The sequence below is a fragment of the Roseomonas sp. HF4 genome (assembly GCF_005222755.1).
In the GTDB taxonomy this organism is placed as follows: Bacteria; Pseudomonadota; Alphaproteobacteria; order Acetobacterales; family Acetobacteraceae; genus Neoroseomonas.
Genome location: NZ_STGD01000006.1, coordinates 225,333 through 248,845 on the forward strand (window position 1 = coordinate 225,333; position 23,513 = coordinate 248,845).

Consider the following 23,513-nt stretch of genomic DNA (forward strand, 5'->3'; position numbering starts at 1 on the left):
CGCGTCTCCTTCGCCCGCCAGCATGCCGCCTGCGGGGCGGCGGCGGCAACCGGGCTCAGGGGCGCGGTCCGATCAGCCGGCGTCGGATGCGCCCCGAGATCCAGTCGATCGCGGCGACCGTCGCGATCATGAGGATGATGATGAAGGCCACCTCATCCCAGTGCCGGACGCGGATGCGCTCGGCGATCTGCAGCCCGATCCCGCCCGCGCCGACGACGCCGAGGATGGTGGCGGACCGCGTGTTGCTCTCGAAGAAATAGAGCGCCTGCGCCAGCAGCACGGGTGCCACCTGCGGCAGGATGCCGAAGCGGATGGCGGAAAGCCGCCCGCCGCCGGCGGCGACCACGCCTTCGGCCTGCCTCTTCTCGGCGTTTTCGATCGCTTCGGCGTAAAGCTTGGCCAGCACTGCGATGTCGGCCGTGAAGATCGCGAGCACGCCCGCCAGCGGCCCGAGCCCGACCGCGCGCACATAGGCCAGCGCCCAGATCAGCTGGTCGACGCCGCGGAACCCGTCCAGCACGCGGCGGAGCGAGAAGCGCCAGAGCGTGGCGGTCACGACGTTGCGCGCGCCGAGGAAGCCGAGCGGCACCGCCACCAGCGCGGCCATGAAGGTGCCGAGGAAGGCCATGGCGACGCTCTCGGCGATGCCCTTCAGGATCTCGACCCACAATTCCCCGGGCGAGGGCGGCACCATGAGGACGATGATGGTGCCGAGCCCCGCAAGCCCGTTCCACACCCGCGCGGGGGAGAAGCCGAACCACCAAAGCGCGCCCGCCAGCCAGGCCAGAAAGACCGCGAGCCCTGCGGCGCGCAGCGCCTGCCGCGTAGGGCTCGCACCGAAGGCCGTCGGCATGCGCGCGCGCCAGGCGGCGACATCCGCGCGGCCACGCGTCACGCCGGGGGCGTGTTCGGTCATCTCGCCGGAGGTGCGGTCGCTCACCGTGCCGCCTCCGCCTGCCCGATCGCCGCGTGGCGCAGCCGTTCCGACAGCAGGTCGACGCTCGCGACGGTCAGGATGATCAGCAGCACGATGGCGCTGACCTCCTCGTAGTAGTTGAAGGAGATCACCTTATAGAGTTCCTCCCCGATCCCGCCCGCGCCGACGAAGCCGATCACGGAGGCGGAGCGGATGTTCACCTCGAAGCGAAGCAGCAGGTAGGACAGCAGGTTCGGCAGCACCTGCGGCAGGATGGCGAAGCGGCAGGCATGCGCCCAGGACCCGCCCGCGGCGCGCACCGCCTCCCAGGGCTTCATGTCGGCGTTCTCGATGGCTTCGGCGAACAGCTTGCCGTTGGCGCCGGCGGTGTGCAGCGTAATCGCCAGGATGCCGGCCAGCGCGCCGACGCCGAAGGCCCAGACGAAGATCAGCGCGTAGACGATCTCGGGGATGGTGCGCAGCGCCTCGAGGATGCGGCGCGTCGCGTGGTAGACGGCGCCGCCGGGTGCCAGGTTGCGCGCGGCCGGGAAGGCCAGCAGCAGCGACAGCGCCGAGCCCGCCAGCGTGGCCAGCGCCGCCATGTTCGCCGTCTCGAACAGGAGCCAGGCCCATTCCGGCAGGCGGTAGAACCAGAAGGCGATCGAGCCCTCGGTCTCCGCATCCGCGAACAGCGCGGCCCAGCGGAGGTCGGGCAGGATGCGCGCGAAGTACTCACCGATACGCGGCAGCCCGTCGCGGATGCTGGAGGGATGCGCCTCACTGACCCAGGCCGCGACGACGAGGCACGCGAGCAGGATGACGCCACCGAGCAGCGCCTGCGCGCGCTTCGCGCGGCGCGCGGCCAGGAAGGCTTCCTCCCCGCGGGTGACCGCGGGGAGGATGGCCAGGACGGCCGGTGAGGTCACGAACGGCGGCGGCGCGCCGCGGCTTCCTCGCGCCGGATCTCGACGATCAGCTCGTAGTCCTGGTGGCGCACCTCGCGGTAGCCGGTGCCCGAGCCGCGCTCGACCTGGCGGTAGATCTCGGCATGCGCCTTGGGCAGCGCGAGGTGGAAGCGCTTCCAATCCTCCTTGAAGGCGGCGGGCAGATCGGTCCGCGCGGTGTGCGGGCCATTCACGATCGGCTCGCTGGTCCAGATGATGCGCATGTCGCGCATGTTGAGCATGCCCTTGTCCACCATCGCGCGCAGATTGCCGCGGGTGTAGCCCTGGATCACGTCGCCCTGGCCAGAGGCCCAGGTGACGGCGGCGTCGTACTGGCGCTGCAGCACGGCGACCACCGCCTGCTCATGCCCGCCGCCGAAGCCGGTGCGCGAGAAGTACTGGCCGCTTTCCACGCCGATGCCCTGGCGACGCAGCGCGAAGCGCGGGATCAGGTAGCCGGAGGTGGAATTGGGGTCGGCCCAGGCGAGCGAGCGGCCGCGCATCTGCTCGAGGCTGGTGATGCCGGTATCGGCGCGCGTGATCATCACCGCGACATAGGAGATGGAGCCGTCCGCCTCCTCGGCCGTGAGCAGCGGCTCGACACCGCCATTGGTGTCGAGCCACGCACCGGCATAGGCCGAGGCGCCCATGCCGGCGACCTCGATCTGCTTCGCGCCGAAAGCCTGCTGAACGCCCGCGTAGTCCGACGCCGGGAACAGCCGCGTCGGCACGCCGAAGGTCGCCTCCAGCAGGTCACGATAGGCGCCGAAGCGGCCCATGCGGTCGGCCTCGTTCTCGCCGCCGAGCAGGCCGACGCGCAGCTGCGGGACCTGTTCCGCCCAGGGGCGGCGGCCAGCAGCGGGGAAGCCTTCCGCGAAGGTTTCCGTGCGGCGGGCCGTCCAGGCCTGCGCGCGCAGCGCGGTCGGCAACAGGGCGGCGCCGGCGGCGAGGCCGGCGAGGTGGCGGCGGGTGATCATGGGGGCTTCTTCCGTTGGGGGTGGGTCAGGCGGGCACGGCAACGAGGCGCGGCGGCGCCGCGCCGACCACGGCGGCCGCTTCCTCGGCGAACTCCTCCTCGGTGACGCCGTAGATGTCGCGGATGCGCGCGGCGGTGAGCGCCGCCGGCAATCCGTCGAACACAACGCGGCCCGCATTCAGCGCGACGATCCGGTCGCAGTAGTCCCGCGCGGTCGTGAGGTCGTGCAGGTTGACCAGCACCGTGATGCCGTCGCGGTTCACGCCGCGCAGCGCGTCCATCACGGTGCGCGCATTGCGCGGGTCGAGGCTCGCGATCGGCTCGTCGGCCAGGATGATGCGCGGTTCCTGCAGCAGCGCGCGCGCGATGGCGACGCGCTGTTGCTGCCCGCCGGACAGCGTGTCGGCGCGCTGCAGCGCCGTCTCGGCCAGATCGAAGCGGTCCAGTGCGGCCAGCGCCATCGCCCGCTCCTCGGCCGTGAACATCCGCATCAGTGAGGTCATCAGCGGGCGGCGGTTCAGCCGCCCGACGAGCACATTGGTCAGCACGTCGAGCCGCTGTACCAGGTTGAACTGCTGGAAGATCATGGCGCAGCGCATGCGCCAGTCGCGCAGCGCGCGCCCCTTCAGCGCCGTGACCGCGACGCCCTCGAAGCGCACCGTGCCGGCGGAGGGCTCGGTCAACCGGTTCAGCATACGCAGCAGCGTGGACTTGCCGGCGCCAGAGCGACCGATCACGCCCACCATCTGCCCGGCGGGCACGACGAGATGCACGTCCTGCACCGCGGCCCTGTCGCCGAAACGGCGCGTCAGCCCTTCGATCTCCAGCATCGCCCACCCGCCTGTTCGTCCCGCCGACCTAGCAGCGCCGCGTGACGGGCGCGTGACGGATGCCTGACAGGCGGGTTGCAGTGGCGGCTTGATCCCGGCACGGCAACGCGGCGAGTATCCCGGCCGCAAGAAAGCCACGTCCACGGGAGGACACGCCATGACCCCCACGCGCCGCACGGCGATGCTCGCCGCCGCCGCCTTCGTCGCACCTGCTGTCGCGCGCGCGCAGCCGCGCTGGCCGGACCGCCCGGTGACGCTCGTCAACCCCTATGCGCCCGGCGGCTCGACCGATTTCTCGACGCGCCTGGTGGCAGCGCGGATGGAGGCGGTGCTCGGCCAGTCCGTGGTCGTGGAGGCCCGCCCCGGCGCCGGCACCGCGGTCGCCAACGCGCATGTCGCGGCGCAGCGGCCGGACGGCTACACGCTGCTGATGGGGACGACTTCGCTCGCGGTGCTGCCGGCGCTGCAGCCGGCCTCCCAGCCGCGGGACCCGGTCGCCGCCTTCGCGCCCTGCGGCCCGGCCACGAAATCCTACTTCGTGCTGCACGTGCACCCCGACCTGCCGGCGCGCACGACCGCCGAGCTGATCGCCTATGCCCGCGCCAACCCCGGCAAGCTGAGCTGGGGCAGTTCCGGCACCGGCGCGATCAACCACATGTCCTTCGAGCTGTTCCGCGCGCAGACGCGGATCGACGCCGTGCACGTGCCCTATCGCGGCGGCGCCCCGGCGCTGATCGACCTGCAGGCGGGACGCATCCAGGCCATGTTCTCGGCCACGCAGGAAGCCGGACCGTCGATGGAGGCGGGCAAGACGCGCGGCATCGCCGTGACCGCGCCGCGCGCCATTGCACGCCTGCCGAACCTGCCGCCGATCGCCGACGCGGTGCCCGGCTACGAGACGGTGTTCTGGCAGGGCGTCTTCGCCCCCGCCGGCACCCCCGCACCCGTCGTCGCGCAGATCGAGGCGGCGCTGAAGGCCGCGACCGCCGACGCCGGCGTCATCGAGCGCCTGGCCGGCGCCGGTATCGAGACCTGGCCGGGCGATGCGGCGACACTGCGCACGACACTGGCCCGCGACGTCGAGACCTGGACGCGCATCATCCGCGAGGCGAACATCCAGGCCTGATGGTTGGCGCGCGAAGGTTCACTTTCGTGCCCCTCGGGCGCCGGGCGGGCCGCAGGTCGGAACTCGTACGCTTGGCGTGGGGCGAGGCCAGGGCGGGGAGAAGGGACCTTCCCCCCCCCGTCCCCCCGACCTTCTTTGGGACCTGGGGCTCCGAGGTGCGGGGCAGCCGCGTGGGCTTGGCGCCGGCGCGGCACTTGCTAGGCTCCCGATCCGGGGCGGCGCGACCTATGCCGGCCCGCCACAACGGGAGAGGCCGATGACAACGACATCACGCCTGCTGGGCGGCGCCGTCGCCGCCGCCGTCGCGCTGGGCGCGACCGCCGCGGACGCGCAGCAACCGCGCACCCTGCGCATCGCCATGACCGCGACCGACGTGCCAACCACCACCGGCATGCCGAACAACGGCTTCGAGGGCATGCGCTTCCTCGGCTACCCGATCTTCGAATCCCTGGTGCTCTGGGACCTGTCGAACCCGCGCGAGCCCGCAGGGCTGCGCCCGGGGCTCGCGGAACGCTGGGAACAGGATGCCGCCGACCCCAAGGTCTGGCGCTTCCACCTCCGCCGCGGCGTAACCTTCCATGACGGCACCGCCTTCAACGCCGACGCCGTCGTCTGGAACCTCGACCGGTTCTTCCGCAACGACAGCCCGCAATTCGACGCGACGGGCAGCGCCATCACGCGCGGGCGAATCCCGGTGATGGAATCGTACCGCAAGATCGACGACCACACGGTCGAGCTGGTGACGACGCGACCCGTCTCCTACTGGCCCTACCTCGTCACCTACATCCTGATGACCTCGCCCAATTCCTGGGAACAGGGCGGGCGGGACTGGGGCCGGGTGGCGGCGCTGCCGCCGGCGGGCACCGGGCCGTTCCGCCTCAGCCGCTTCACGCCGCGGCAATCGGCGGAACTGACGCGCAACGACACCTACTGGAACGCGAACGGCCGCGCGCGGCTCGACCGCGTCCTGCTGCTGCCGATGCCCGAGGCGACGACGCGGCTCGCCGCGCTGCGCTCCGGCCAGGTGGACTGGATCGAGGTGCCGCCGCCCGACGCCATCGCGTCCCTGCGGTCCGCGGGCTTCACCATCAGCACCGGCTCCTATCCGCATGTCTGGCCCTGGGTCTTCGCCGCCGGGCGGGACGGCAGCGCCGTGCAGGACGTGCGCGTGCGCCAGGCGCTGAACTACTGCTTCGACCGTGCCGGCATGGTGCAGCTGCTGAACGGCACGGGCGAGCCATCGGTCGGCTTCTTCAAGGCGAACGACCCGAATTTCGGCAACCCGCAGAACCGCTACCGGCTCGACCCGGCGCGCGGCCGCGCGCTGCTGGCCGAGGCCGGCTTCACGGCGCAGCGGCCGCTGTCGATCCGCATCGGCATCTCGACCTCGGGCTCGGGGCAGATGCTGCCGCTGCCGATGAACGAGTTCCTGCAGCAGTCGCTGAAGGAGAATTGCGGCGTCGATGTCGCCTTCGAGGTGGTGGAGTGGAACACGCTGCTGGGCGCGCTGCGCGTCGCGCCCGACCAGCCGCAATGGCTGCGCGCGGATGCGGTGAACATCTCGCTGGTCTCCTCCGACCCGTCGCAGATGGCGCGCTGGTTCATGTCGGCCAACTTTTCCCCACGGGGCTCGAATTCGGGCCATTGGCGGGACGCGCAGTTCGACGCGGCCTTCGCGGCCCTCGAGACCGAGCGCGATCCCGCGCGCATCACGCAACTGCTGCGCACCGCGCATGAGCGGCTGGTGGACAACCCGCCCTGGCTCTGGATCGTGCACGACCTGAACCCGCGGGCGATGAGCCGGCGCGTGCGCGGCTTCACCCCGGCGCAGTCCTGGTTCCAGGACCTGACGACGGTGGAAGTGCAGTAGCGGGCCCGCTTTTTCGCCCTCAGGCGCCGGCGCCGCCATCCGGCGGCTTGGCTATCGCGCCGCGCACTGCCGCGCCGGGCGGACGTGTCGGCCTGGGCGCGGTCGCGCCTTGCGCTCCCGGATCGCGGCAGGGCCGCGATCCGCCTCCGACGGTGCGGCCCGCTTCTTGCGTCATCCCGTTGCGACGGGCGGCACCCCGCCGCCCCTGCAGCGGGGAGACCATTCCATGAGCAGGTTCCGGCGGATATCCGCCTATGCGCTGGGCGGGGCGATGCTCGTCGCGGCCGGCACGGCGCTGGCGCAGCAGCCGCGCACGCTCCGCATCGCCATGACGGCCTCCGACGTGCCGACCACGACCGGCATGCCGAACAACGGCTTCGAGGGCATGCGCTTCCTCGGCTACCCGATCTTCGAATCCATGGTGCTCTGGGACCTCTCGGATCCCTCGAAGCCCGCGGGGCTCCGCCCGGGCCTCGCGGAACGCTGGGAACAGGACCCGAACGACCCAAAGACCTGGATCTTCCATCTGCGCCGCGGCGTGACGTTCCATGACGGCACGCCGGTCAACGCCGATGCGGTGATCTGGAACTACGACCGCTTCTTCCGCAACGACAGCCCGCAATTCGAGCCGGCCGCGTCGGGCATCACGCGCGCGCGCACGCCGATCATGGCGTCCTACCGCAAGATCGACGAATTCACCGTCGCGCTGACGACGAACCGCGTCGCCTCCTACTTCCCCTACATGGTGGTCTACCACCTGCTCGCCTCCCCGCAGGCGTGGGAGACGGCTGGGCGGGACTGGGCGCGCGTCGCCAACGCGCCGGCCGGCACCGGCCCCTTCCGCCTGTCGCGCTTCGTGCCGCGGCAATCGGTGGAGCTGGCGCGCCATGACGGCTACTGGGACACGGCGCGCCGCGCGCGTCTCGACCGCATCCTTCTGCAGCCGATGCCCGAGGCGAACACCCGCCTCGCGGCGCTGCGCTCCGGCCAGGTGGATTGGATCGAGGTGCCGCCGCCCGATGCCATCCCCTCGCTCCGCGCCGCCGGCTTCAACGTCACCACCGGCTCCTACCCGCATGTCTGGCCGTGGTTCTTCCAGATGAACGGCGACCGCACGCCATTCCGCGACGTGCGCGTGCGCCAGGGGCTGAACTACTGCGTCGACCGCGCAGGCCTCGTGCAGCTGCTGAACGGCACGGCGGAGCCCTCGGTCGGCTGGCTGAAGCCGAACGACCCCGCCTTCGGCACGCCGGAGCACCGCTACCGGCTCGACCCCGCGCGCGGCCGCGCGCTGCTCGCCGAAGCGGGCTTCAACGCGCAGAACCCGCTCCGCTTCCGCGTCATGATCTCGACCAGCGGATCGGGCCAGATGCTGCCGCTGCCGATGAACGAGTTCCTGCAACAGAACCTGCGGGAGGCCTGCGGCGTCCAGGTCGAATTCGAGGTGACCGACTGGCAGAACCTGCTCAACGCCACACGGAGCGCCTGGGACGGGCCGATCGTGGCGAACATCCAGTCGCTCAACCCGTCCTCGCCGTCCTCGGACCCGTCGGTGATGGCGCGCTACTTCCTGCGTGCGTTTCAGCCGCCCAACGGCTTCAACTGGCCGGGCTTCTCGGACGACCGCTTCGAGGCCGCCTTCGCGCGGCTGGAAGCGGCGCGCACGCCGGCCGAGACCCAGGCCGCCTATGCCGAGGCGCATGCCCGCGTGGTCGACAACCCGCCCTGGTTGTTCATCGTGCACGACCTCAACCCGCGTGCGATGCATCGGCGGGTGACGGGCTTTACCTCGGCGCAGTCCTGGTTCCAGGACCTGGTTCCCGTGGGTCTTCAGTAGGCCCTCAGGCGCCGGGCGGGAAGGCTGGCCTGGGCGCGGTCGCGCCATGCGCTCCCGGCCCGAGGCGATGCCTCGGGCCGAGGTAGCGTTCGCCCTCACGCGCCCGGGGGTCGCATCCGCAGGGTCCGGCTTCCCCATCGGTGCGCGACGCGACACGATGCCGCCGAAGGAGGACCCGCCCATGATCGTCGACCTGCGCATCTACACATGCCTGCCCAACCGCGTGGCGGAATTCGTCGCGCTGTATGAGGACAAGGGCTGGCCGATCCAGCAGAAGCACCTCGGCAACTGCGTCGGCTGGTACACCACCATCGAGGGCGCGCTGAACACCATCGTCCACATGTGGGGCTACCAGGACCAGGCCGACCGCGAGCGGCGCCGCGCCGCCATGGCCGCCGATCCCGCCTGGGCCGACTACCTGGCCGAGGTCGGCAGGCGCGGCATCCTCGTCAACATGGAAAACCGCATCGTGAAGCCCGCACCCTTCTTCGCCGCACAGCGCGGATGATCTGCGGGCTCGCGGCGCTCCTTCTCTGCCAATTGGCTGGGGAGGCGCTGGCACGCGCCCTCGCGCTGCCCGTCCCCGGGCCCGTCATCGGCATGGCGCTGCTGTTCGCCGCGCTGCTTGCGCACCGCAGGCCCGGCCCGCCGGAGGATGTCGCGCGTGTCGCCGACGGCCTGCTCGCGCATCTCGGCCTGCTCTTCGTGCCGGCCTGCCGCGGCGTCGTGCTGCATCTGCCGCTGCTGGCGCGGGACCGGGCGCCGCTGTCGCTCACGATCCTCGTCGGTACGCTGGCGGCGATCGGCGCGACGGGACTGCTGGCGCAGGCGCTGCTGCTGCCGCTGCTCTGGCGCGTGTTCGGCGGGACGTGACGGCGGCGCCAGGCTCTGGGAGCGCGGCGGGAAGGTCGGGGGAGGTGAACCTCCCCCAAGCCCCCTCCCTTCCTTGGAACCTGGCGCCACACCTGGGAGGCCCGGCGCCAAGTGCGAAAGAAGGTTGAGGGGGGTGCGGGGGGAGAAGTTCTCTTCTCCCCTCGCCGCTTGCCCCGTCACCGCCCCAGCAGCACCAGCACCACCCCCGCCACCACCACCAGCGCGCCGATCACGTCGCTGCGCTTCATGCGTTCCTTTAGGAAGAAGCGGCTGAACAGCAGGGTGAACAGGATCTCGACTTGCCCCACCGCGCGCACCAGCGCCACGGGGGCGTAGGCGAAGCCCGTGAACCAGCAGGCCGAGCCGCAGGCCGACAGCGCCCCCACCTGCGCCGACGACCGCCAGCTGCGGAACAGCATCGGCACCGAGGCGGGCTCGCGCGCCAGCAGCCAGGACCCCTGCATCAGCGTCTGCAGCGTGTTGATCACGACCAGCGTCTCGAGCGCGCGCAGCGTCGCGTCCGGCCCGTCCAGCTCCTGCGTCGCCGCGCGGATGGCGATCGCGCAGAGCGCGAAGGCGAAGCCCGCGCCAAGCCCATAGACCGCCGAGGGCTGCGCCGTCGCCGCCAGCATGTCCCGCAGCGAGGAGACCCGCCCGGCGAGCGACAGGTACAGCGTGCCGCCCACCGACACCGCGATTCCCGCCCAGGCCAGCGCCGTGAATCCCTCGCCCAGGAAGATCAGCGCGATGAAGGCTGCCTGCACCGCCTCGGTCTTGGAATAGGCCGTGCCCACCGCGAAGCCGCGCTGCGCGAAGGACATGATCAGCAGGTTGGTGCCGATGATCTGCCCGAGCCCGCCCAGCACGCAATACAGCAGGTAGGTCCAGGACGGCGCCGAGAGGCTGCCGCCCATCAGCGCGAGATAGAGCACCACCAGCAGGACGCCGACCGGCACGCCATAGAGGTAGCGCACCACCGCCGCCGCATTGACCGACATCTGCCCGCGCAGTCGCTGCTGCAACGCGGTGCGCCAGGTCTGGAACAGCCCGGCGAGGAGAGTCGCGGCAACCCAGATCGGCATCAGCCCAGCCGCGGGTCCAGCCAGGGCCGCGGCATCGGTTGCCAGGGCGTGAGCCGCGCGCCGGCCTCGTCGATCGCGTTGCCGAGGCCCGGCGCCGCGGAAAGTGTCGCGGCCCCGCGCGCGAAGCGAAGGTCGTGGCCGGCCGCCAGCGTGAAGAAGCGCTCGGTCTCGCCGAACTGCACCTCGAGCGGCAGCAGGTTCGGGATGGTGGCGCAGAGATGCACGGAATGCGCGTGGCAGACCGGCCCCGTCGGGTTGTGCGGCGCGACCTCGACGCCCGCGGTCTGCGCGAGCGCCGCGATGCGTCGGATCTCCTCGTGCCCGCCCGCGTATTTCATGTCGGGCATCACCACGTCGTAGCAGCCGGCCTCGATGATGGTCCGATAGGCGCCGATGCCGGCCAGCGATTCCGCGCCCGCCAGCCGCATGCCGCGGTCATTCGCCATGGCGCGCAGGCGACGGATCGCGGCGTGGTTCGCCTCGGCCACCGGGCATTCCAGCCAGAACAGGCCGAAGGGCGCGACATCCTGCACGAGACGCGCCGCGCCGCCGGGGGAAAAGCGCCAATGCGCATCGACCATCACGTCGACCTCGCGCCCGACCGCATCGCGCACCGCGGCGATGCGATCGAGGCCCTGCGCATAGGCCGCGCGCATGGCGGGATCGGCCGCATCCTCCCACACGAAGGGTTCGAACGGGGCGAGCTTCACGGCGCGGAAGCCCTCGGCCACGGCGCGCCGCGCGGCGGCGGCGAAGCCCTCCGGCGTGCGCGGATTGGCGCCGCGGTTGATGTTGGCATAGAGCGGCACTGCGTCCCGCAGCGCGCCGCCCAGCATGGCGTGGATCGGCCGCCCCGCCGCCTGCCCCGCCAGGTCCCAGAGCGCCTGCTCGAAGGCCGAGAGCACGGCATGCGCGACGAGCCCGCCCGGCGCATGCGGGATCAACCGCGCGAGCCGGTTGCGGTTGCCCGCATCCTCGCCCGCGACATTCGCCGCAAGCCGCGCGGCCTCGGCCTCCAGCAGCGCCTCCTGGTTCGCCAGCGTGCATTCGCCGGTGCCGGTGCGCCCGCATTCCGTGCGCACCAGAAGGAAGGACCAGTTGGTCTTAGGCGTGACGTTGACGCCGAGGAATTCGAGCGCGGCGATGCGCATCCTACTGCGCCGTGATGTTCGCGGCGGCGGCCAGGCGCTTCCACTGCGCGATGTCGCGCTCGATCCGCTGCTGGAATTCCGCCGGCGTCGAGACCACCAGGGAGCCGCCCAGCAGCCGCACGCGGTCGCGCAGCTGCGCGTTGTCGCGCAGCTTCACGAGTTCTGCGAGCAGCCGCTCGCGCGCGGCCGCCGGGGTGCCCTTCGGCGCCAGGATGCCGTTCCAGGCGACGGTCTCGAAGCCGGGCAGGCCGCTTTCGTGCACCGTCGGCGTGTCGGGCAGGTCGCCCAGGCGCGTCATCGAGGTCACGGCCAGCAGCTTCACCTCGCCGCTGCGCACCTGCGGCATGACGTTGACCAGGTTGGCGAAGGCGACCGGCGCCTCGCCCGCGATCACCGCCTGCACCAGCGCCGGCGCGCCGCGATACGGCACGTGGACGATGTCGAGCCCGGCCTGGTTCTTGAACAGCTCCATGTTCATGTGCGCCGAGGAGCCGACGCCGGCCGAGGCGTAGTTCAGCGCACCGGGGCGCGCGCGAATGGCCGCGATCAGCCCCGCCACGTCCGCCACCGGCAGCACGCGGCTGTTCACGATCAGCGCATTCGGCCCGATCACCAGCAGCGACACCGGGTCGAAGGCGTTGGTCAGGTCGTAGGGCAGGTCCCGGTAGATGGCGGCGTTGATCCCGTTCGAACCCGCATTGCCGAGCAGGAAGGAATAGCCGTCCGGGGGCGCGCGGAAGGCGGCCTCGACGCCGATGCGCCCGCCGGCGCCGCCACGGTTCTCGATCACGAAGGGCTGGCCGAGCGCGCCTTCGAGCAGCGGCGCCACCAGCCGCGCGGTGGTGTCGTTCCCGGTGCCCGGCGTGTCGGGCAGGATCAGGCGCACGGGGCGCGCGGGCCACGCGGGCTGGGCCAGTGCCGGCGCGGCGAGCGCGGCGGACGCGGCCGCAAGCAGGTGGCGGCGATGGATCATGGCTTGTTCCTCCCGAACTGCGCGCAGCGTGGCCTGAACCGCGCCGCGCATCAACGGCGCGTGCGGCCCCAGCCCGGGTCCTCCTCGACCATCGCGGACAGGCCGGCCCGGGCCAGCATCTGCGCCGTCTCGCGCTCCGCCGCCGCACGCATCGGGGCCTCCTCCACATGCGCCACCACGCGCTCGCGCATCAGCACCTGGCCGCCCACCACCACGTCCCGTACATCGTGGCCATTGGCGAAGAACACGACGCGGTGCACCGGCATGTTCATGGGCAGCATGTGCGGCGCCGTGAGGTCCACCGTGACGATGTCGGCTTCCTTGCCGACTTCCAGGCTGCCGACGCGGTCCGCCATGCCGAGTCCCCGCGCGGCATCGATGGTGATCATCTCGAGCGCCTTGCCCGGCGGCATCAGCGCCTCGTCGCGCGCATGCCGCTGGTGGTAGCGGATCGCCTGGAACATGTGCCGGAACATGTCCGTGCTGCGGTCGGGCGCGGTGCCGTCGGAGCCCAGCATGACCGTCACGCCCCGGTCCATCATCGCGATGGCCGGGCAATGCCCGCGCACGGCCGCGATGGCCGAGGGGTTGTGCACCACCGACGTGCCCGTGCGGACCAGCGTGTCGATGTCGTCCTCGGTCAGGTCGGTGCAGTGCGACAACCAGGCATCGGGGCCGAGCAGCCCGAACATCCGGTCCGCCATGCCGACCGAGCCGTTGCGGTGCCCGTCCTGGTGGAACAGCGTGCCGGCCTTCTTCCCCAGGTCGCGGATCACGCGGCCCTGGGCCTCGATCTCCTTCACCTTCGCGGCGTCGTGCGTCGCCTCCCGGTACACTGGCATCAGGGTCGCGCAGGCGATGCGGCCCTGGCCGTGGTGGCGCTCGATCAGCGTGCCGATCGTCTCGGCCTGCTGCGCGAAGGGCACGTCGCGGACTTCGCCATCCAGCCCGCGATAGGGCCGCGGGAAGGGCGGGCGCGTCGGGCCCAGCACCATGATGCGGCGGATGCCGACATCATTCGTGCCCGCCACATGCGCGTCGCCATGCGCGGGGTCGTCCACGCGCCCGATGGAATCGCCGCCGCCCAGCAGCATGACCGAGGTGGTGATGCCGAAGCGCAGCTGCTCGAGCGCCGAGAGCGCCGCCTCCGCCCGCCAGAAGGATGGCGGGGAGGCCAGCGTGTAGATCACGCGGCAGGCCTCCGACCAGGCCGCGGAATCGCCGCTGCCCATGGTCTTGACCAGGCCGTGCCCGGCATGGGCGTGGCCGTCGATCAGCCCGGGCAGGATGGCGCGGCCGCGCGCGTCGATCCGCTGCTTCGCATCGTGCGCCGCCTCGACCTCCGCGCGCGGGCCGACCGCCACGATCTTTCCGCCCGTCACCGCCACCGCGCCATCGGCGATGACGCGCCGGCCAGGGTCCATCGTGATGACGACCCCGCCGGAGACGATGAGCTCGGCCATCAGTTCACCCTCACGTAGCGCAGGCGCAGCCGGTTGTCGGGCGACTGCGACAGCTCGATGTTGCGACGCCCCGCCCAGACCACCGGCTGCTGGTGCAGCGGCACGTGCGCGACCTCCCGCTTCTCGATCAGCAGGGCGTCCCGGATCAGCGCGCGGCGACGCGCCTCGTCGCCTTCCTCGGCGATGCGGTCGACCAGCGCGTCGAATTCGGCATTGGACCAGCGGCCGACATTGAGGCCGGCGGTGCGCTCGGTGCGCGTGCGCAGCACCTCCGACAGCGTGGAATAGGCATCGGCCAGCGGCAGCCCCGCATGGCCCAGCATGAACATCGACGCATCGAGCGAGTTGATCCGCCGCGACCACAGCGCCAGCGTCTCGAACTGCGGGATGACGCGGATGCCGATGCGGCTCAGCATGCCCGATATCGCGATGCAGAGCCGCTCGTCGTAGACATACCGGTCGTTCGGGCAGGCGAGGCCGACCGAGAAACCGTCCGGATACCCCGCTTCCGCCAGCAGCCGCTTCGCGGCGTCCGGGTCGTAGGGGAAGGTGCGGGTGTTGATGTCCTCCGGCGCGCCGCGCAGGAACGGGCTCGCCATGGTGCCGGCGATCCAGGCATTGCCACGCATGACGGAACGCCGCAGCGCCTCGACGTCGATCGCCTGGTAGATGGCGCGGCGCACGCGGATGTCGCGCAGCGGGTTGCGCCCGCGCACGTCGGAATGCGTGAGCTCGTCACGGAAATGGTCGAAGCCAAGGTAGATGGTGCGCAGCTCCGGGCCCTGCACCACCTGCAGGTTCGGGTTGGCCTCGATGCGCGGGATGTCCTGCAGCGGGAGTTCCACCAGCGCGTCCACCTGGCCGCCGAGCAGCGCCGCGGTGCGCGTCGCGGCCGAGCGGATCGGCTGGAAGGTCACCTCGGTCAGGTTGTGCTGCGGCCGGTCCCACCATTGCGCATGGGGCTCGAGCACGGTCGGCCCGTCGATCTGCCGGCTGCGCACGCGGAAGGGGCCGGTGCCGTTGGCGCTGCGCGACGCCGCGCTTTCCTCGCGCTGCTGCAGGTTGGTGGCCGCGGTCGCGTTGTTCGCCGCCGCCCAGCCGCTGTCCATGATGTGCATCTGGGTCAGCGCGTTGAGCAGGATCGGAAAGGGGCGCTGCGTCTCGATCTCGACGGTCAGTGGGCCGGTGGCGCGCACTTCCTTGACGATGCCGCCCAGCACGCCGCGGGCGAGTGCGCCCGGCGTGTTCAGCCGCTGCCAGGAGAATACGACATCCTCGGCGCCCAGCGTCTCCCCGCCGTGGAAGCGGACGCCGTCCCGCAGGTGGAAGCGCCAGACGGTCGGCGAGACCGTCTCCCACCGCACGGCGAGCGACGGCTCGAGCTCGAGCCGCTGGTTGTGCCGCACCAGGCTCTCATAGACGTTGTCGAGGAAGGCGTTGGTGAAGGTGTTGTTCGACGAATGCGGGTCGAGCGTCAGCAGGTCCGCGGCGAAGGACCAGGACAGCGACCGCGCGAGCGCGGGCGGCGCCGCGGCAAGCATCGCGGCGGCCGCGGCGGCATGGATCAGGCGCATGGCGGAACTCCGGGGAAGGACGGCCCGGGAAGGCTGCGGCGCCCGCGGGGCGGCGTCAACCGGCGTCGAGCTGCAGCCCCTCGCGGCGGATCACCTCCGCCCATTTCGCCGTCTCGGCGCGCACGAAGGCGGCGAACTCCTCGGGCCCGCCGGTCAGCGCCACGCCCCCGAGCTCGGCGAAGCGGCGCGTGGTCTCGGGCAGCGCCAGCATCGCCATGGTGGCGGCGTTCAGCGCGGCGACCGCCGCCGGCGGCATCGCGGCCGGGCCGAAGACGCCGAACCAGGTGTTGACGTCGTAGGGGGCGAGCTCGGGCATGGTCTCGCGCATCGCCGGCACCTCCGGTAGCAGCGGGTGGCGCTCGCGGCTCGTGACCGCCAGCGCGCGCACGCGCCCCGACTGGATGTGGCCGATGATGCCGGTCAGGTTGTCGATCAGGAAGGCGACGTTGCCGGCCAGGATGTCGAGCTGCGCGGGGGCGGATCCGCGATGCGGCACGTGGATGGCCTGCGCGTCCATCAGCTGCAGCATCCAGACCGGCGAGAGGTGCGTCGATTGCCCGACGCCGGTCGAGGCGAAGGGGATCTGCCCCGGCCGCGCCCGCAGCAGCGCCGCCAGCTCCGCCACCGTGTTCGCCTGCACCGAGGGATGCACGACCAGCACGTTCGGCCCGCGGATGGTGCCCGCGATCGGGACCAGCTGCTCGGCGCGATAGGGCAGGTTGCGGAACAGCGAATAGCCGATCGCCTGCGGCCCGATATTGCCCATCAGCAGCGTGCCGCCGTCGGGCCGCGCGCGCACCACCTCGAGCGTGCCGATGGTGCCGCCTCCGCCGGCGCGGTTTTCGACCACGAAGGGGCTGCCCCAGCGCACCTGCAGGAACTGCGCGAGCAGCCGTGCCATGATGTCCGTGGTGCCGCCCGCGGCGGCGGGCACGACGATGCGCGACGGGCCGGCCGGGCGCCAGTCCTGCGCATGGGCGACGAGCGGCGCGGCAGCGATCGGCAGCGCGAGCGCGGCGCGGCGGGTCAGGCGGGGCATCTGGTTTTTCTCCGGGGCGTTTCCGCGGGCAGCATGGCGCGCCGGCGCGGCGCCGTCACGCCCCCCGCCGCGCCGTGGCCAGCCGCGCGACCGCGACGAAGGACCGCGGCCCGTCGGCGCCCCCGGCCAGGTAGGCGCGGCGCGCCAGCGCCTCCACCCGGGGCCGGCGGGCGGGCGGCAGCGCGGCCACGAAGGCGCCGGCGATCCCCTGCCCGCCCTCGGCCCAGGGCGACCACCAGTCGGCGAAGTCCGCGAAATCCTGGCGGATCATGATGTCGCGCTCGGCCACCTCGACAAGCCCAGCGCCGGCCAGCAGCGCGCCGAGCCGCCCCGGCGCGCCGACCGGGTCCGCCCAATAGCGGGCGCGGAAGGCCTCCCCGTCAGGCTCCGTGGCGGCGACGGTGTCGGCGAAGGCGCGCAGGAAGGGAAAGCCGCCGGTGAAGTCCCACATCGCGGCCGCCACCAGGCCGCCGGGCCGCGTGACGCGCGCCATCTCGGCCACCGCCGCGGCGCGGTCCGGCACGAATTGCAGCACGAGCAGCGACAGCGCGGCGTCGAAGGCGGCATCGGGCAGGGGCAGGCGCGTCACGTCCGCCACCAGGAGACGCGCAGCCGGCGCCTGCGCGCGCGCGGCGGAGACGAAGGCTGGGCTGAGATCGACGCCGGTGACGCGCGCCGCGGCATCGCGCGCGGCGATCGCGCCCGCCAGCGCGCCGGTGCCGCACCCGGCATCCAGGACATCGCCGCCCGCGGGCAACGGCAGCACGTCGAGCACCGCCTCCGCGAGACGCCGGCTCCAGCGCCCCATGCTCCGCTCATAGGCCGCGGGCGCGGTGGCGACGTAGCCGGCCACGCGGGCTATTCCTCCATCGTGTAGCGGAAGTCGCAATGCGAGGCTCCGCCCATGATGGTCTGGGTGCGTTCCAGCTTCATCTTCGGGTGGTAGCCCTCGCAGAAGGCGCCGTCGCGGTTGCAGGAGAGCACGGCGCCGAGATCGGCCAGCCCCATCTCGCGGTACATCTCGGCGTAGCGGCAGCGCGTGACGTTGAAGTCGTAGCGCGTGGCATCCTGGCGCAGCGTCTCGATCTCGAGCGCGTCGTCCTTCGTCCAGAGCGGCTGCAGCGCGATGAAATGCGCGAGCGAGGGCGCGCCGCCCGGCGCGTCCTTCGCCATGGCCGCGGCCGTCTCCTTCGCCATCTTCACCACGGCGCGGGACAGGATGGCCTTGGCTGCGGCCTCGCCGATCGCGGCCTTCATCTCGTCGTACACGCCGCGCGCGAAGGCGGCCTCGATACGACGCTGACGCAGGATGCCGAGCTGGTCGCCAGACATGAAAAACCTCCCCGACGGTGATGCCGCCGGGGAGGCTATCGCGGCGCGGCGCTGCCGGCGAGACGCATCAGCGCGCGAAGAGGCCCTGGTTCGTCACGACGATCCGACTGGCGGCGCAGATGTTGACGCGGCGCAGCTCCGCCGCGCGGCCATTCGCCCAGACGATGCGGAAATCGTAGTTGCCGGCGTTGTTGGCACGGTAGGTCGTGACGCGGCCCGGCGGCAGCACGTTCTGGCCCAGCTGGTCGACGCCCCAGGCCGCCAGGCTGGAATGGCTGAAATAGAGCTGCATCACGGTCTGCGAGGACTGGTTGACCACCTGGAACCGCGTGTCGCAGCCGACCGCCGCGGGCGGCTGCGCGACCGCGACCGGCTGCGGCACATAGACGGTCTGCGGCGCGCAGGCGGCGACCGAGCCGGCGCCGAGCAGGGCCAGGAGCGAGAGGATCTTGCGGCGGAACATGCGGTGCGGTCTCCGGCGGGCTCTCGGCGGGCCGAGGCGCGCCGTGTTTCGATCCTGCGACGATATGCAACGAATATTACGCCGGCAAGCCACGCCGGCCTTGCGCGCGGGTTCCGGCGCATGGTGCTCTGAAACGCTTCGTGCGCGGGGAGAGGTGCGATGACGATCGGGCAATGGCTGAGCTTCCGGGGTCGGATCGGCCGCAAGACCTTCTGGCTCGGCTACGTGCTGCCGCTGTTCGTGGCGAGCATCGTGGCCTCCGTGATCGACGCCGCGCTCGGCCTGGCGCCGCGCGGCGACGCCATGCCGATGGACGGGGCGGAGGTCGGCGTGGTCGGCGGCATCGTCTCGGTGCTTTCGCTCTGGCCCTCGCTCGCAGGCGGGATCAAGCGGCTGCACGACCGCGACCGGTCGGGCTGGTGGATCGGCGGTTTCTACCTGCTGGGGGCGATCGTCGTCGCGGTCACGCTGGGCAGCATGATGGCGACGATGGTGACGCGCTCGCCCGAGCAGGGCGGGCCGATGGTGGTCGCGATCAGCGTGGGCGGCGGCCTGCTTCTGATCGGCTACGGCCTCTGGCTGCTGGTCGAGACCGGCTTCCTGCGCGGCACGCCGGGGCCGAACCGCTTCGGCCCGGATCCGCTGGGTGGCATGGGCCCGGCGAACTGGCAGCAGGGCGTGCCGCCGCAGGGGTGGCAGCAGCAGCCCCAGTGGCAGCCGCCCCCGCCGCAGGGCTGGCAACCGCCGCCGGCGCCGGGCTGGCAGCCGCCGCCGCAATGGCAGCCACCGCCGCAGCCGGGCTACGGGCAACCGCCCGCCGGATACGGACAGCCGCAGCCACCGCCGGGCTATGGCCAGCCGCCGCAGCCGCCGCCCGGCCAATGGGGCGGGCCGTCGCCGGGCGGCGGCAGCGTCCCGCCGGTGCGCCGCGACTGACGTCCGGCGCCGGCCTGCTCAGGCGGGGTCCACCGGGGCGGTCGGCACGCCCGCCGCCTCGATGACCGCGCCGGCCTGCAGCAGCAGGTCTTCCCGGTAGCGGCCGGCCAGCAGCTGCACGCCGACCGGCACGGTGCCGACCAGCCCCGTGGCGACCGCCAGGCCCGGCAGCCCCATCAGCGGCAGGCCGACCTGCGTCAGCTGCGCGTCCATGATGCGGCGGAAGGCCTCTGGGCTTTCCACATCCTCCTGGTCGCGGAAGGGCAGCTCGCCCGAAACCGGCGTGATCGCGACAGGGAACCGCTCGAAGAACTCCATCCAAAGCCGCACGAAGGTCGCGCGCTTCTGCAGCCCGTCCATGAAGGCGTTGAGGTCGGGTGCCGGGCACATCTCCTCCATCTGCGCGAAGATGAAGCTGGCATCCGGGTCGGCTTCCTGCCGCAGCGCGGCGTTCAGGCCGCGGCGCGATTCCGCGAGCCACAGCATCGCCTGCAGCGCGGCGGGCTCGCGCAGCGGCGGCGTGTCGGCCTCCTCGATCGTCCAGCCGGCGGCTTCCAGGCGGCGGGCGGCGTCGCGCAGCGCATCCTGCACGGCCGGCTGCACCGCCATCCCGTCCGGACTGAGGCAGAGCGCGGCGCGCTTCGGCACCGGCGGGCCGTCCAGCGGCACGCCCGTCCACCAGGGATCGCGGATGTCGCGCGCGGCCATCGCCGCGAAGCCCAGGCGCACGTCCTGGATAGTGCGCGCGATCGGCCCGCTCACGGCCATCAGCTGCCCGCCGACGTGGCGCTCGGCACCGCTCGCGTTCCAGGCCGGGATGCGCCCGAGCGTCGGTCGCAGCCCATGCACGCCGCAGGCATAGGCCGGGTAGCGGATCGAGCCGCCGATATCCGTGCCGTGCCCGATGGCGCCGATGCCCGCCGCTACCGCCGCCGCCGCGCCGCCCGACGACCCGCCCGGCGTGATGGACGGATCGCGCGGATTGCGCGTGTGCCCATGCAGCCCGTTGCGCGTGAACCAGCGCAGCGAGAAGGCCGGCGTGTTCGTGCGCCCGAGCAACACCGCGCCGGCGCGCCGCAGGTTCGCCACCACCGGGCTGTCCTGCTGCGCCACCAGGTCCTTCTGCAGGCGCAGCCCGTTCGTCGTCGCGAAGCCCGCCTGGTCAGCATTCACCTTGATCGTCACCGGCACGCCGGCGAGCGGCCCGGGGTCCTCGCCGCGCGCGATCGTGGCGTCGACCGACACGGCCTGCGCCAGCACCTCCTCCGGCCGGTGGTCGACCACGGCGTTGATGCGCGGGTTCGCGGCATCCAGCCGCGCCAGCGCGTCGCGCGCGGTCTCGACGGCCGAGACCTGGCGCGACCGGATGCGGTGGGCGAGGTCGGAGGCAGGCAGGCGCCAGAGGTCGGTCATGCGGGCGGGTCCGTCGTCGGTGGCAGGGAACGGGCAGTCTCGGCGGGCCGCGCCGCCGCGTCGAGGGGCCGGGCGGTTCCCCCCGGCCCGCCCCTGCCCTAGCCTCGCCCCGCAACGGCCCGGCGAGGCGAGCATGGCGAAGCGCATCAACAGGGCGATCGAGCTGCTGGAAGCGGGCCAGGCGATCTACTACGCCGGCCACCACACCGGGCACGTCCTGACCGAGACGCAGGGCCGCGCGGATGCCGTCACATGGGCCGACTACATCAACATCGGCATGGAGCACGGCGCCTTCGACATGGCCGGGCTCGCCGCCTACATGGCGGGCCTCGTCGCCGGCGGGCCGACGCGTTCGGGCCACCGCACGCCCGCCGTGGTGGTCGAGGCACCGGTCAACGGCATCGACGCCGCGCATGTGCGCCATTGCGCCTGGCAGTTCCGCCAGATCCTCGGCCGCGGCGTGCATGGCGTGCTCCTCTGCCAGGCCGAGACGCCGGAGGCAGCGCGCGCCTTCGTCGAGGCCTGCCGCTACCCGCACCGCGCAGCGGGGCTCGACCCCTCGCTGCCGTCGCCGCTCGCGCGCGCCGAAGGCGCCGCCTCCCTCGCGCCGGGGCCGGGCTTCCTGGGCCGCGGCACGCGCGGGCGCGGCTCGGAGGCGACCGCCGCGCCGATCTGGGGCGTGAGCGAGGCGGACTATTTCAGCCGCTGCGACCCCTGGCCGCTCAACCCCGCGGGCGAGCTGCTGCTCGGCGTCAAGATCGAAAGCCCCGAGGGCGTCGCCCGCTGCGAGGAGATCCTGGCTGTCCCCGGCCTCGGCTTCGCGGAGATGGGGCCGGGCGATCTGACACTGTCGCTGCTGGGGGAGACCGCGCTCCACCTGGACCCCTACCCGCCCGCCATCGCCGCGGCGCGCGCGCGCGTCTTCGCCGCTTGCCGCGCGAACGGGCTCGCCTTCCTCGAAGCCTGCACGCCCGCCAATATCACCGCGCGGCTGGACGAGGGCGTGCGCGTCATCGCCGGCGGGCGGGAGGACACCGCCCGCATCGGCCGCGCCCACCAGCGGCGCGCCGTGCCCGCCTGACCACCACGACAGGAACGCCATGTCCCCCTTCGTCCCCGGCCCCGCCATCCGCATCGAGGGCCGCGCCGGCGGCCCGCTCTCGGGCCTCGCCTTCGCCGCCAAGGACCTGTTCGACGTGGCCGGCCACCCGACCGGCGGCGGCAACCCCGACTGGGCCCGGCAGAACCCCATCCCCGACCGCCACGCCTGGGCGGTGCAGACGCTGCTCGACGCCGGCGCGACACTCATCGGCAAGACCATCACGGACGAGGTCTCGCTCGGCATCCTCGGCGAGAACGCCTTCGACGGCACGCCGGAGAACCCCGCCGCGCCCGGGCACGTGCCCGGCGGGTCCTCCTCCGGCTCGGCCAGCGCGGTCGCGGCGGGGCTCTGCGACATCGCGCTCGGCACCGATACCGGCGGCTCGGTGCGCGTGCCGGCCTCCTTCTGCGGGCTGCACGGCATCCGGCCGACGCATGGTCGGCTCGACCTCACGGGCATGCTGCCGCAGGCGCCGTCCTCCGACACCACGGGCTGGTTCGCACGAGACGCCGGGACATTCGCCCGCGCGTCGACCGTGCTGCTGCAGGAGACGATGCCCGCGGACCTGCCCGCGCGCCTCGTCGTCGCGACCGATGCCTTCGGCTTCGCCGAACCTGCGACCGCCGCGGCGCTGCAGCCCCTGCTCGACCGCCTGAAGCGCCTCGTTCCCGTCTGGCGGGAAGACGTGATGGCGCCGCCCGGCCTGGTCGCCTGGGCGCGCGCGCAGCGCACGCTGCAACCGGTCGAGGCCTGGGCCACCTTTCGCACCTGGGTCGAGCGCGACAACCCACGCTTCGCCTTCTCGGTGGCCAAGGGGCTCGTCATGGGCGCCATGACGCCGGAGGCCGATCAGGGCTGGGCGGCGCTCACGCGGCAGGAGGCGCGCGGCCGCCTCGCCCAGCTGCTGCCGCCCGGCACCATCCTGGTGATGCCGACCACTCCCTTCCCCGCGCCACCGACCGGCCTGCCCCTGCCGGCGCTGACGCCGCTCCGCGACGCCATCCTCTGCCTCTGCGCGCAGGGCGGGCTCGCGGGGCATCCGCAGATCAGCGTCCCCGGCGCGACGGTCGACGGCCGGCCCGTCGGCCTGTCCCTGCTCGCCGCCCGCGGCGCCGACACGCTGCTCATCCGCACAGCCCTGGCCCTGGAGACCGCATGATGGAAGCCAACATCCCCGAAATTGTGGAGGAAGTCCGCGCCCTGTTCGAACGCTACGAACAGGCGCTGATCGACAAGGACGTCGACGTGCTCGACGCCACCTTCTGGAACTCGCCGCTGACGATCCGCTACGCCATCCACGAGAACGGCTACGGCTTCGACGAGATCCACGCCCACCGCGTCCGCCGCCCGCCAGGGCCGGGCATCAAGCTGGCGCGCCGGCGCCTGGTGATCACGACCCTCGGGCGCGACATCGCGACCGTGAACCTGGAATTCGACATGCGCGGCCGCGACACGCCCGGCCGGCAGAGCCAGACCTGGGTGCGCTTCCCCGACGTCGGTTGGAAGGTGGTCTCGGCCCATGTGTCTGTGACGGAGGCGAGCCCGGCGTATTGAGCGGGCCGGCGCGCGGGGCAGCGCCGGGGGTTACGGGCGCCGCCCCCGCGCCCTACACC

Annotated in this window: 23 protein-coding genes; 9 read left to right on the forward strand and 14 right to left on the reverse strand. The window is 72.6% G+C overall.

The genetic code is table 11. The features are described 5' to 3' along the window. Window positions 1–55 precede the first annotated feature (55 nt). From phnE (E8M80_RS11800) to phnC, 4 genes are read right to left on the reverse strand one after another with little or no spacing between them, the layout of a single operon-like run. Window positions 56–940, reverse strand: coding sequence for a phosphonate ABC transporter, permease protein PhnE (gene phnE / locus E8M80_RS11800; protein WP_240789994.1), 885 nt, complete (start codon window positions 938–940; stop codon window positions 56–58). Continuing rightward, entirely contained in the window at window positions 937–1,842 is a 906-nt protein-coding gene (gene phnE / locus E8M80_RS11805; protein WP_137125887.1) for a phosphonate ABC transporter, permease protein PhnE, read from the reverse strand. The genes phnE (E8M80_RS11800) and phnE (E8M80_RS11805) overlap by 4 nt, the downstream gene beginning before the upstream one ends. Further along, window positions 1,839–2,837, reverse strand: a complete 999-nt coding sequence (gene phnD, locus E8M80_RS11810; protein WP_137125888.1) for a phosphate/phosphite/phosphonate ABC transporter substrate-binding protein — start codon at window positions 2,835–2,837, stop codon at window positions 1,839–1,841. The genes phnE (E8M80_RS11805) and phnD overlap by 4 nt, the downstream gene beginning before the upstream one ends. 25 nt (window positions 2,838–2,862) lie before the next feature. Further along, window positions 2,863–3,666: a phosphonate ABC transporter ATP-binding protein gene (gene phnC / locus E8M80_RS11815; protein WP_137125889.1), complete on the reverse strand. Its 804-nt coding sequence runs from the start codon at window positions 3,664–3,666 to the stop codon at window positions 2,863–2,865. 157 nt (window positions 3,667–3,823) lie between these two features. On the opposite strand from phnC, the gene E8M80_RS11820 reads away from it, so the two are divergent. From E8M80_RS11820 to E8M80_RS11840, 5 genes are all read left to right on the forward strand, one after another. Beyond that, window positions 3,824–4,792 carry a tripartite tricarboxylate transporter substrate binding protein gene (locus E8M80_RS11820; protein WP_137125890.1) on the forward strand — a complete coding sequence of 323 codons (969 nt, stop codon included), beginning with the start codon at window positions 3,824–3,826 and terminating at the stop codon, window positions 4,790–4,792. Between the two features lie 256 nt (window positions 4,793–5,048). After that, window positions 5,049–6,662, forward strand: a complete 1,614-nt coding sequence (locus E8M80_RS11825; protein WP_137125891.1) for an ABC transporter substrate-binding protein — start codon at window positions 5,049–5,051, stop codon at window positions 6,660–6,662. Window positions 6,663–6,888: 226 nt separating this feature from the next. Next, window positions 6,889–8,499, forward strand: coding sequence for an ABC transporter substrate-binding protein (locus E8M80_RS11830; protein WP_137125892.1), 1,611 nt, complete (start codon window positions 6,889–6,891; stop codon window positions 8,497–8,499). A 181-nt stretch (window positions 8,500–8,680) separates the two neighbouring features. Further along, entirely contained in the window at window positions 8,681–9,007 is a 327-nt protein-coding gene (locus E8M80_RS11835) for an NIPSNAP family protein (protein ID WP_137125893.1), read from the forward strand. Then, window positions 9,004–9,372, forward strand: coding sequence for a CidA/LrgA family protein (locus E8M80_RS11840; RefSeq protein ID WP_137125894.1), 369 nt, complete (start codon window positions 9,004–9,006; stop codon window positions 9,370–9,372). Before E8M80_RS11835 ends, E8M80_RS11840 begins: the two co-directional genes overlap by 4 nt. A gap of 176 nt (window positions 9,373–9,548) precedes the next feature. Here the strand turns inward: E8M80_RS11840 and E8M80_RS11845 are convergent, their stop codons facing one another. The 9 genes from E8M80_RS11845 to E8M80_RS11885 all read right to left on the reverse strand — a co-directional run bounded on the left by E8M80_RS11845 (window position 9,549) and on the right by E8M80_RS11885 (window position 18,449). Continuing rightward, window positions 9,549–10,454, reverse strand: coding sequence for an EamA family transporter (locus tag E8M80_RS11845; protein ID WP_137125895.1), 906 nt, complete (start codon window positions 10,452–10,454; stop codon window positions 9,549–9,551). Beyond that, window positions 10,454–11,605 (reverse strand): mandelate racemase/muconate lactonizing enzyme family protein, encoded by a 1,152-nt coding sequence (locus tag E8M80_RS11850; RefSeq protein WP_137125896.1) that lies wholly within the window; start codon window positions 11,603–11,605, stop codon window positions 10,454–10,456. Before E8M80_RS11850 ends, E8M80_RS11845 begins: the two co-directional genes overlap by 1 nt. Window position 11,606: 1 nt before the next feature. Further along, the gene (locus E8M80_RS11855; protein ID WP_137125897.1) at window positions 11,607–12,578 is read right to left on the reverse strand and encodes a tripartite tricarboxylate transporter substrate binding protein; all 972 of its coding nucleotides are present in this window, start codon (window positions 12,576–12,578) and stop codon (window positions 11,607–11,609) included. Window positions 12,579–12,628: 50 nt separating this feature from the next. Beyond that, window positions 12,629–14,041, reverse strand: coding sequence for an amidohydrolase family protein (locus E8M80_RS11860; RefSeq protein WP_137125898.1), 1,413 nt, complete (start codon window positions 14,039–14,041; stop codon window positions 12,629–12,631). Then, complete coding sequence (locus E8M80_RS11865) at window positions 14,041–15,615, reverse strand: ABC transporter substrate-binding protein (protein ID WP_137125899.1); 1,575 nt, start codon at window positions 15,613–15,615, stop codon at window positions 14,041–14,043. The genes E8M80_RS11860 and E8M80_RS11865 overlap by 1 nt, the downstream gene beginning before the upstream one ends. 55 nt (window positions 15,616–15,670) lie before the next feature. Continuing rightward, complete coding sequence (locus tag E8M80_RS11870) at window positions 15,671–16,654, reverse strand: tripartite tricarboxylate transporter substrate binding protein (protein ID WP_137125900.1); 984 nt, start codon at window positions 16,652–16,654, stop codon at window positions 15,671–15,673. A 55-nt stretch (window positions 16,655–16,709) separates the two neighbouring features. After that, window positions 16,710–17,507, reverse strand: coding sequence for a class I SAM-dependent methyltransferase (locus E8M80_RS11875; protein ID WP_137125901.1), 798 nt, complete (start codon window positions 17,505–17,507; stop codon window positions 16,710–16,712). A gap of 5 nt (window positions 17,508–17,512) precedes the next feature. Next, window positions 17,513–17,986, reverse strand: a complete 474-nt coding sequence (locus E8M80_RS11880; protein WP_137125902.1) for an L-2-amino-thiazoline-4-carboxylic acid hydrolase — start codon at window positions 17,984–17,986, stop codon at window positions 17,513–17,515. 67 nt (window positions 17,987–18,053) lie between these two features. Beyond that, the gene (locus E8M80_RS11885; protein ID WP_137125903.1) at window positions 18,054–18,449 is read right to left on the reverse strand and encodes a hypothetical protein; all 396 of its coding nucleotides are present in this window, start codon (window positions 18,447–18,449) and stop codon (window positions 18,054–18,056) included. A gap of 159 nt (window positions 18,450–18,608) precedes the next feature. Between E8M80_RS11885 and E8M80_RS25940 the strand changes: the two genes are divergently transcribed. After that, a complete protein-coding gene (locus E8M80_RS25940) occupies window positions 18,609–19,385 on the forward strand; it encodes a DUF805 domain-containing protein (RefSeq protein ID WP_170979357.1) in 777 nt (258 codons plus the stop codon). An 18-nt stretch (window positions 19,386–19,403) separates the two neighbouring features. On the opposite strand, the gene E8M80_RS11895 is transcribed toward E8M80_RS25940, so the two are convergent. Further along, window positions 19,404–20,798, reverse strand: coding sequence for an amidase family protein (locus E8M80_RS11895; RefSeq protein WP_137125904.1), 1,395 nt, complete (start codon window positions 20,796–20,798; stop codon window positions 19,404–19,406). Between the two features lie 133 nt (window positions 20,799–20,931). Here E8M80_RS11895 and E8M80_RS11900 point away from each other — a divergent pair, with 133 nt between their 5' ends. From E8M80_RS11900 to hpxZ, 3 genes are read left to right on the forward strand one after another with little or no spacing between them, the layout of a single operon-like run. Beyond that, window positions 20,932–21,879, forward strand: a complete 948-nt coding sequence (locus E8M80_RS11900; RefSeq protein ID WP_170979358.1) for an aldolase/citrate lyase family protein — start codon at window positions 20,932–20,934, stop codon at window positions 21,877–21,879. A 19-nt stretch (window positions 21,880–21,898) separates the two neighbouring features. Beyond that, on the forward strand, window positions 21,899–23,059 hold the full coding sequence (locus E8M80_RS11905) for an amidase (RefSeq protein ID WP_137125906.1): 1,161 nt from the start codon (window positions 21,899–21,901) through the stop codon (window positions 23,057–23,059). Further along, window positions 23,056–23,454, forward strand: a complete 399-nt coding sequence (hpxZ, locus tag E8M80_RS11910; RefSeq protein WP_206035623.1) for an oxalurate catabolism protein HpxZ — start codon at window positions 23,056–23,058, stop codon at window positions 23,452–23,454. Before E8M80_RS11905 ends, hpxZ begins: the two co-directional genes overlap by 4 nt. Window positions 23,455–23,513 lie beyond the last annotated feature (59 nt).

Excerpts from the sequence above, each read along its gene's own strand:
- phnD (WP_137125888.1), bottom strand. The coding sequence starts at position 2,837 with ATGATCACCCGCCGCCACCTCGCCGGCCTCGCCGCCGGCGCCGCCCTG.
- phnC (WP_137125889.1), bottom strand. The coding sequence starts at position 3,666 with ATGCTGGAGATCGAAGGGCTGACGCGCCGTTTCGGCGACAGGGCCGCG.
- E8M80_RS11820 (WP_137125890.1), top strand. The coding sequence starts at position 3,824 with ATGACCCCCACGCGCCGCACGGCGATGCTCGCCGCCGCCGCCTTCGTC.
- E8M80_RS11825 (WP_137125891.1), top strand. The coding sequence starts at position 5,049 with ATGACAACGACATCACGCCTGCTGGGCGGCGCCGTCGCCGCCGCCGTC.
- E8M80_RS11830 (WP_137125892.1), top strand. The coding sequence starts at position 6,889 with ATGAGCAGGTTCCGGCGGATATCCGCCTATGCGCTGGGCGGGGCGATG.
- E8M80_RS11835 (WP_137125893.1), top strand. The coding sequence starts at position 8,681 with ATGATCGTCGACCTGCGCATCTACACATGCCTGCCCAACCGCGTGGCG.
- E8M80_RS11840 (WP_137125894.1), top strand. The coding sequence starts at position 9,004 with ATGATCTGCGGGCTCGCGGCGCTCCTTCTCTGCCAATTGGCTGGGGAG.
- E8M80_RS11845 (WP_137125895.1), bottom strand. The coding sequence starts at position 10,454 with ATGCCGATCTGGGTTGCCGCGACTCTCCTCGCCGGGCTGTTCCAGACC.
- E8M80_RS11850 (WP_137125896.1), bottom strand. The coding sequence starts at position 11,605 with ATGCGCATCGCCGCGCTCGAATTCCTCGGCGTCAACGTCACGCCTAAG.
- E8M80_RS11855 (WP_137125897.1), bottom strand. The coding sequence starts at position 12,578 with ATGATCCATCGCCGCCACCTGCTTGCGGCCGCGTCCGCCGCGCTCGCC.
- E8M80_RS11860 (WP_137125898.1), bottom strand. The coding sequence starts at position 14,041 with ATGGCCGAGCTCATCGTCTCCGGCGGGGTCGTCATCACGATGGACCCT.
- E8M80_RS11865 (WP_137125899.1), bottom strand. The coding sequence starts at position 15,615 with ATGCGCCTGATCCATGCCGCCGCGGCCGCCGCGATGCTTGCCGCGGCG.
- E8M80_RS11870 (WP_137125900.1), bottom strand. The coding sequence starts at position 16,654 with ATGCCCCGCCTGACCCGCCGCGCCGCGCTCGCGCTGCCGATCGCTGCC.
- E8M80_RS11880 (WP_137125902.1), bottom strand. The coding sequence starts at position 17,986 with ATGTCTGGCGACCAGCTCGGCATCCTGCGTCAGCGTCGTATCGAGGCC.
- E8M80_RS11885 (WP_137125903.1), bottom strand. The coding sequence starts at position 18,449 with ATGTTCCGCCGCAAGATCCTCTCGCTCCTGGCCCTGCTCGGCGCCGGC.
- E8M80_RS25940 (WP_170979357.1), top strand. The coding sequence starts at position 18,609 with ATGACGATCGGGCAATGGCTGAGCTTCCGGGGTCGGATCGGCCGCAAG.
- E8M80_RS11895 (WP_137125904.1), bottom strand. The coding sequence starts at position 20,798 with ATGACCGACCTCTGGCGCCTGCCTGCCTCCGACCTCGCCCACCGCATC.
- E8M80_RS11900 (WP_170979358.1), top strand. The coding sequence starts at position 20,932 with ATGGCGAAGCGCATCAACAGGGCGATCGAGCTGCTGGAAGCGGGCCAG.
- E8M80_RS11905 (WP_137125906.1), top strand. The coding sequence starts at position 21,899 with ATGTCCCCCTTCGTCCCCGGCCCCGCCATCCGCATCGAGGGCCGCGCC.
- hpxZ (WP_206035623.1), top strand. The coding sequence starts at position 23,056 with ATGATGGAAGCCAACATCCCCGAAATTGTGGAGGAAGTCCGCGCCCTG.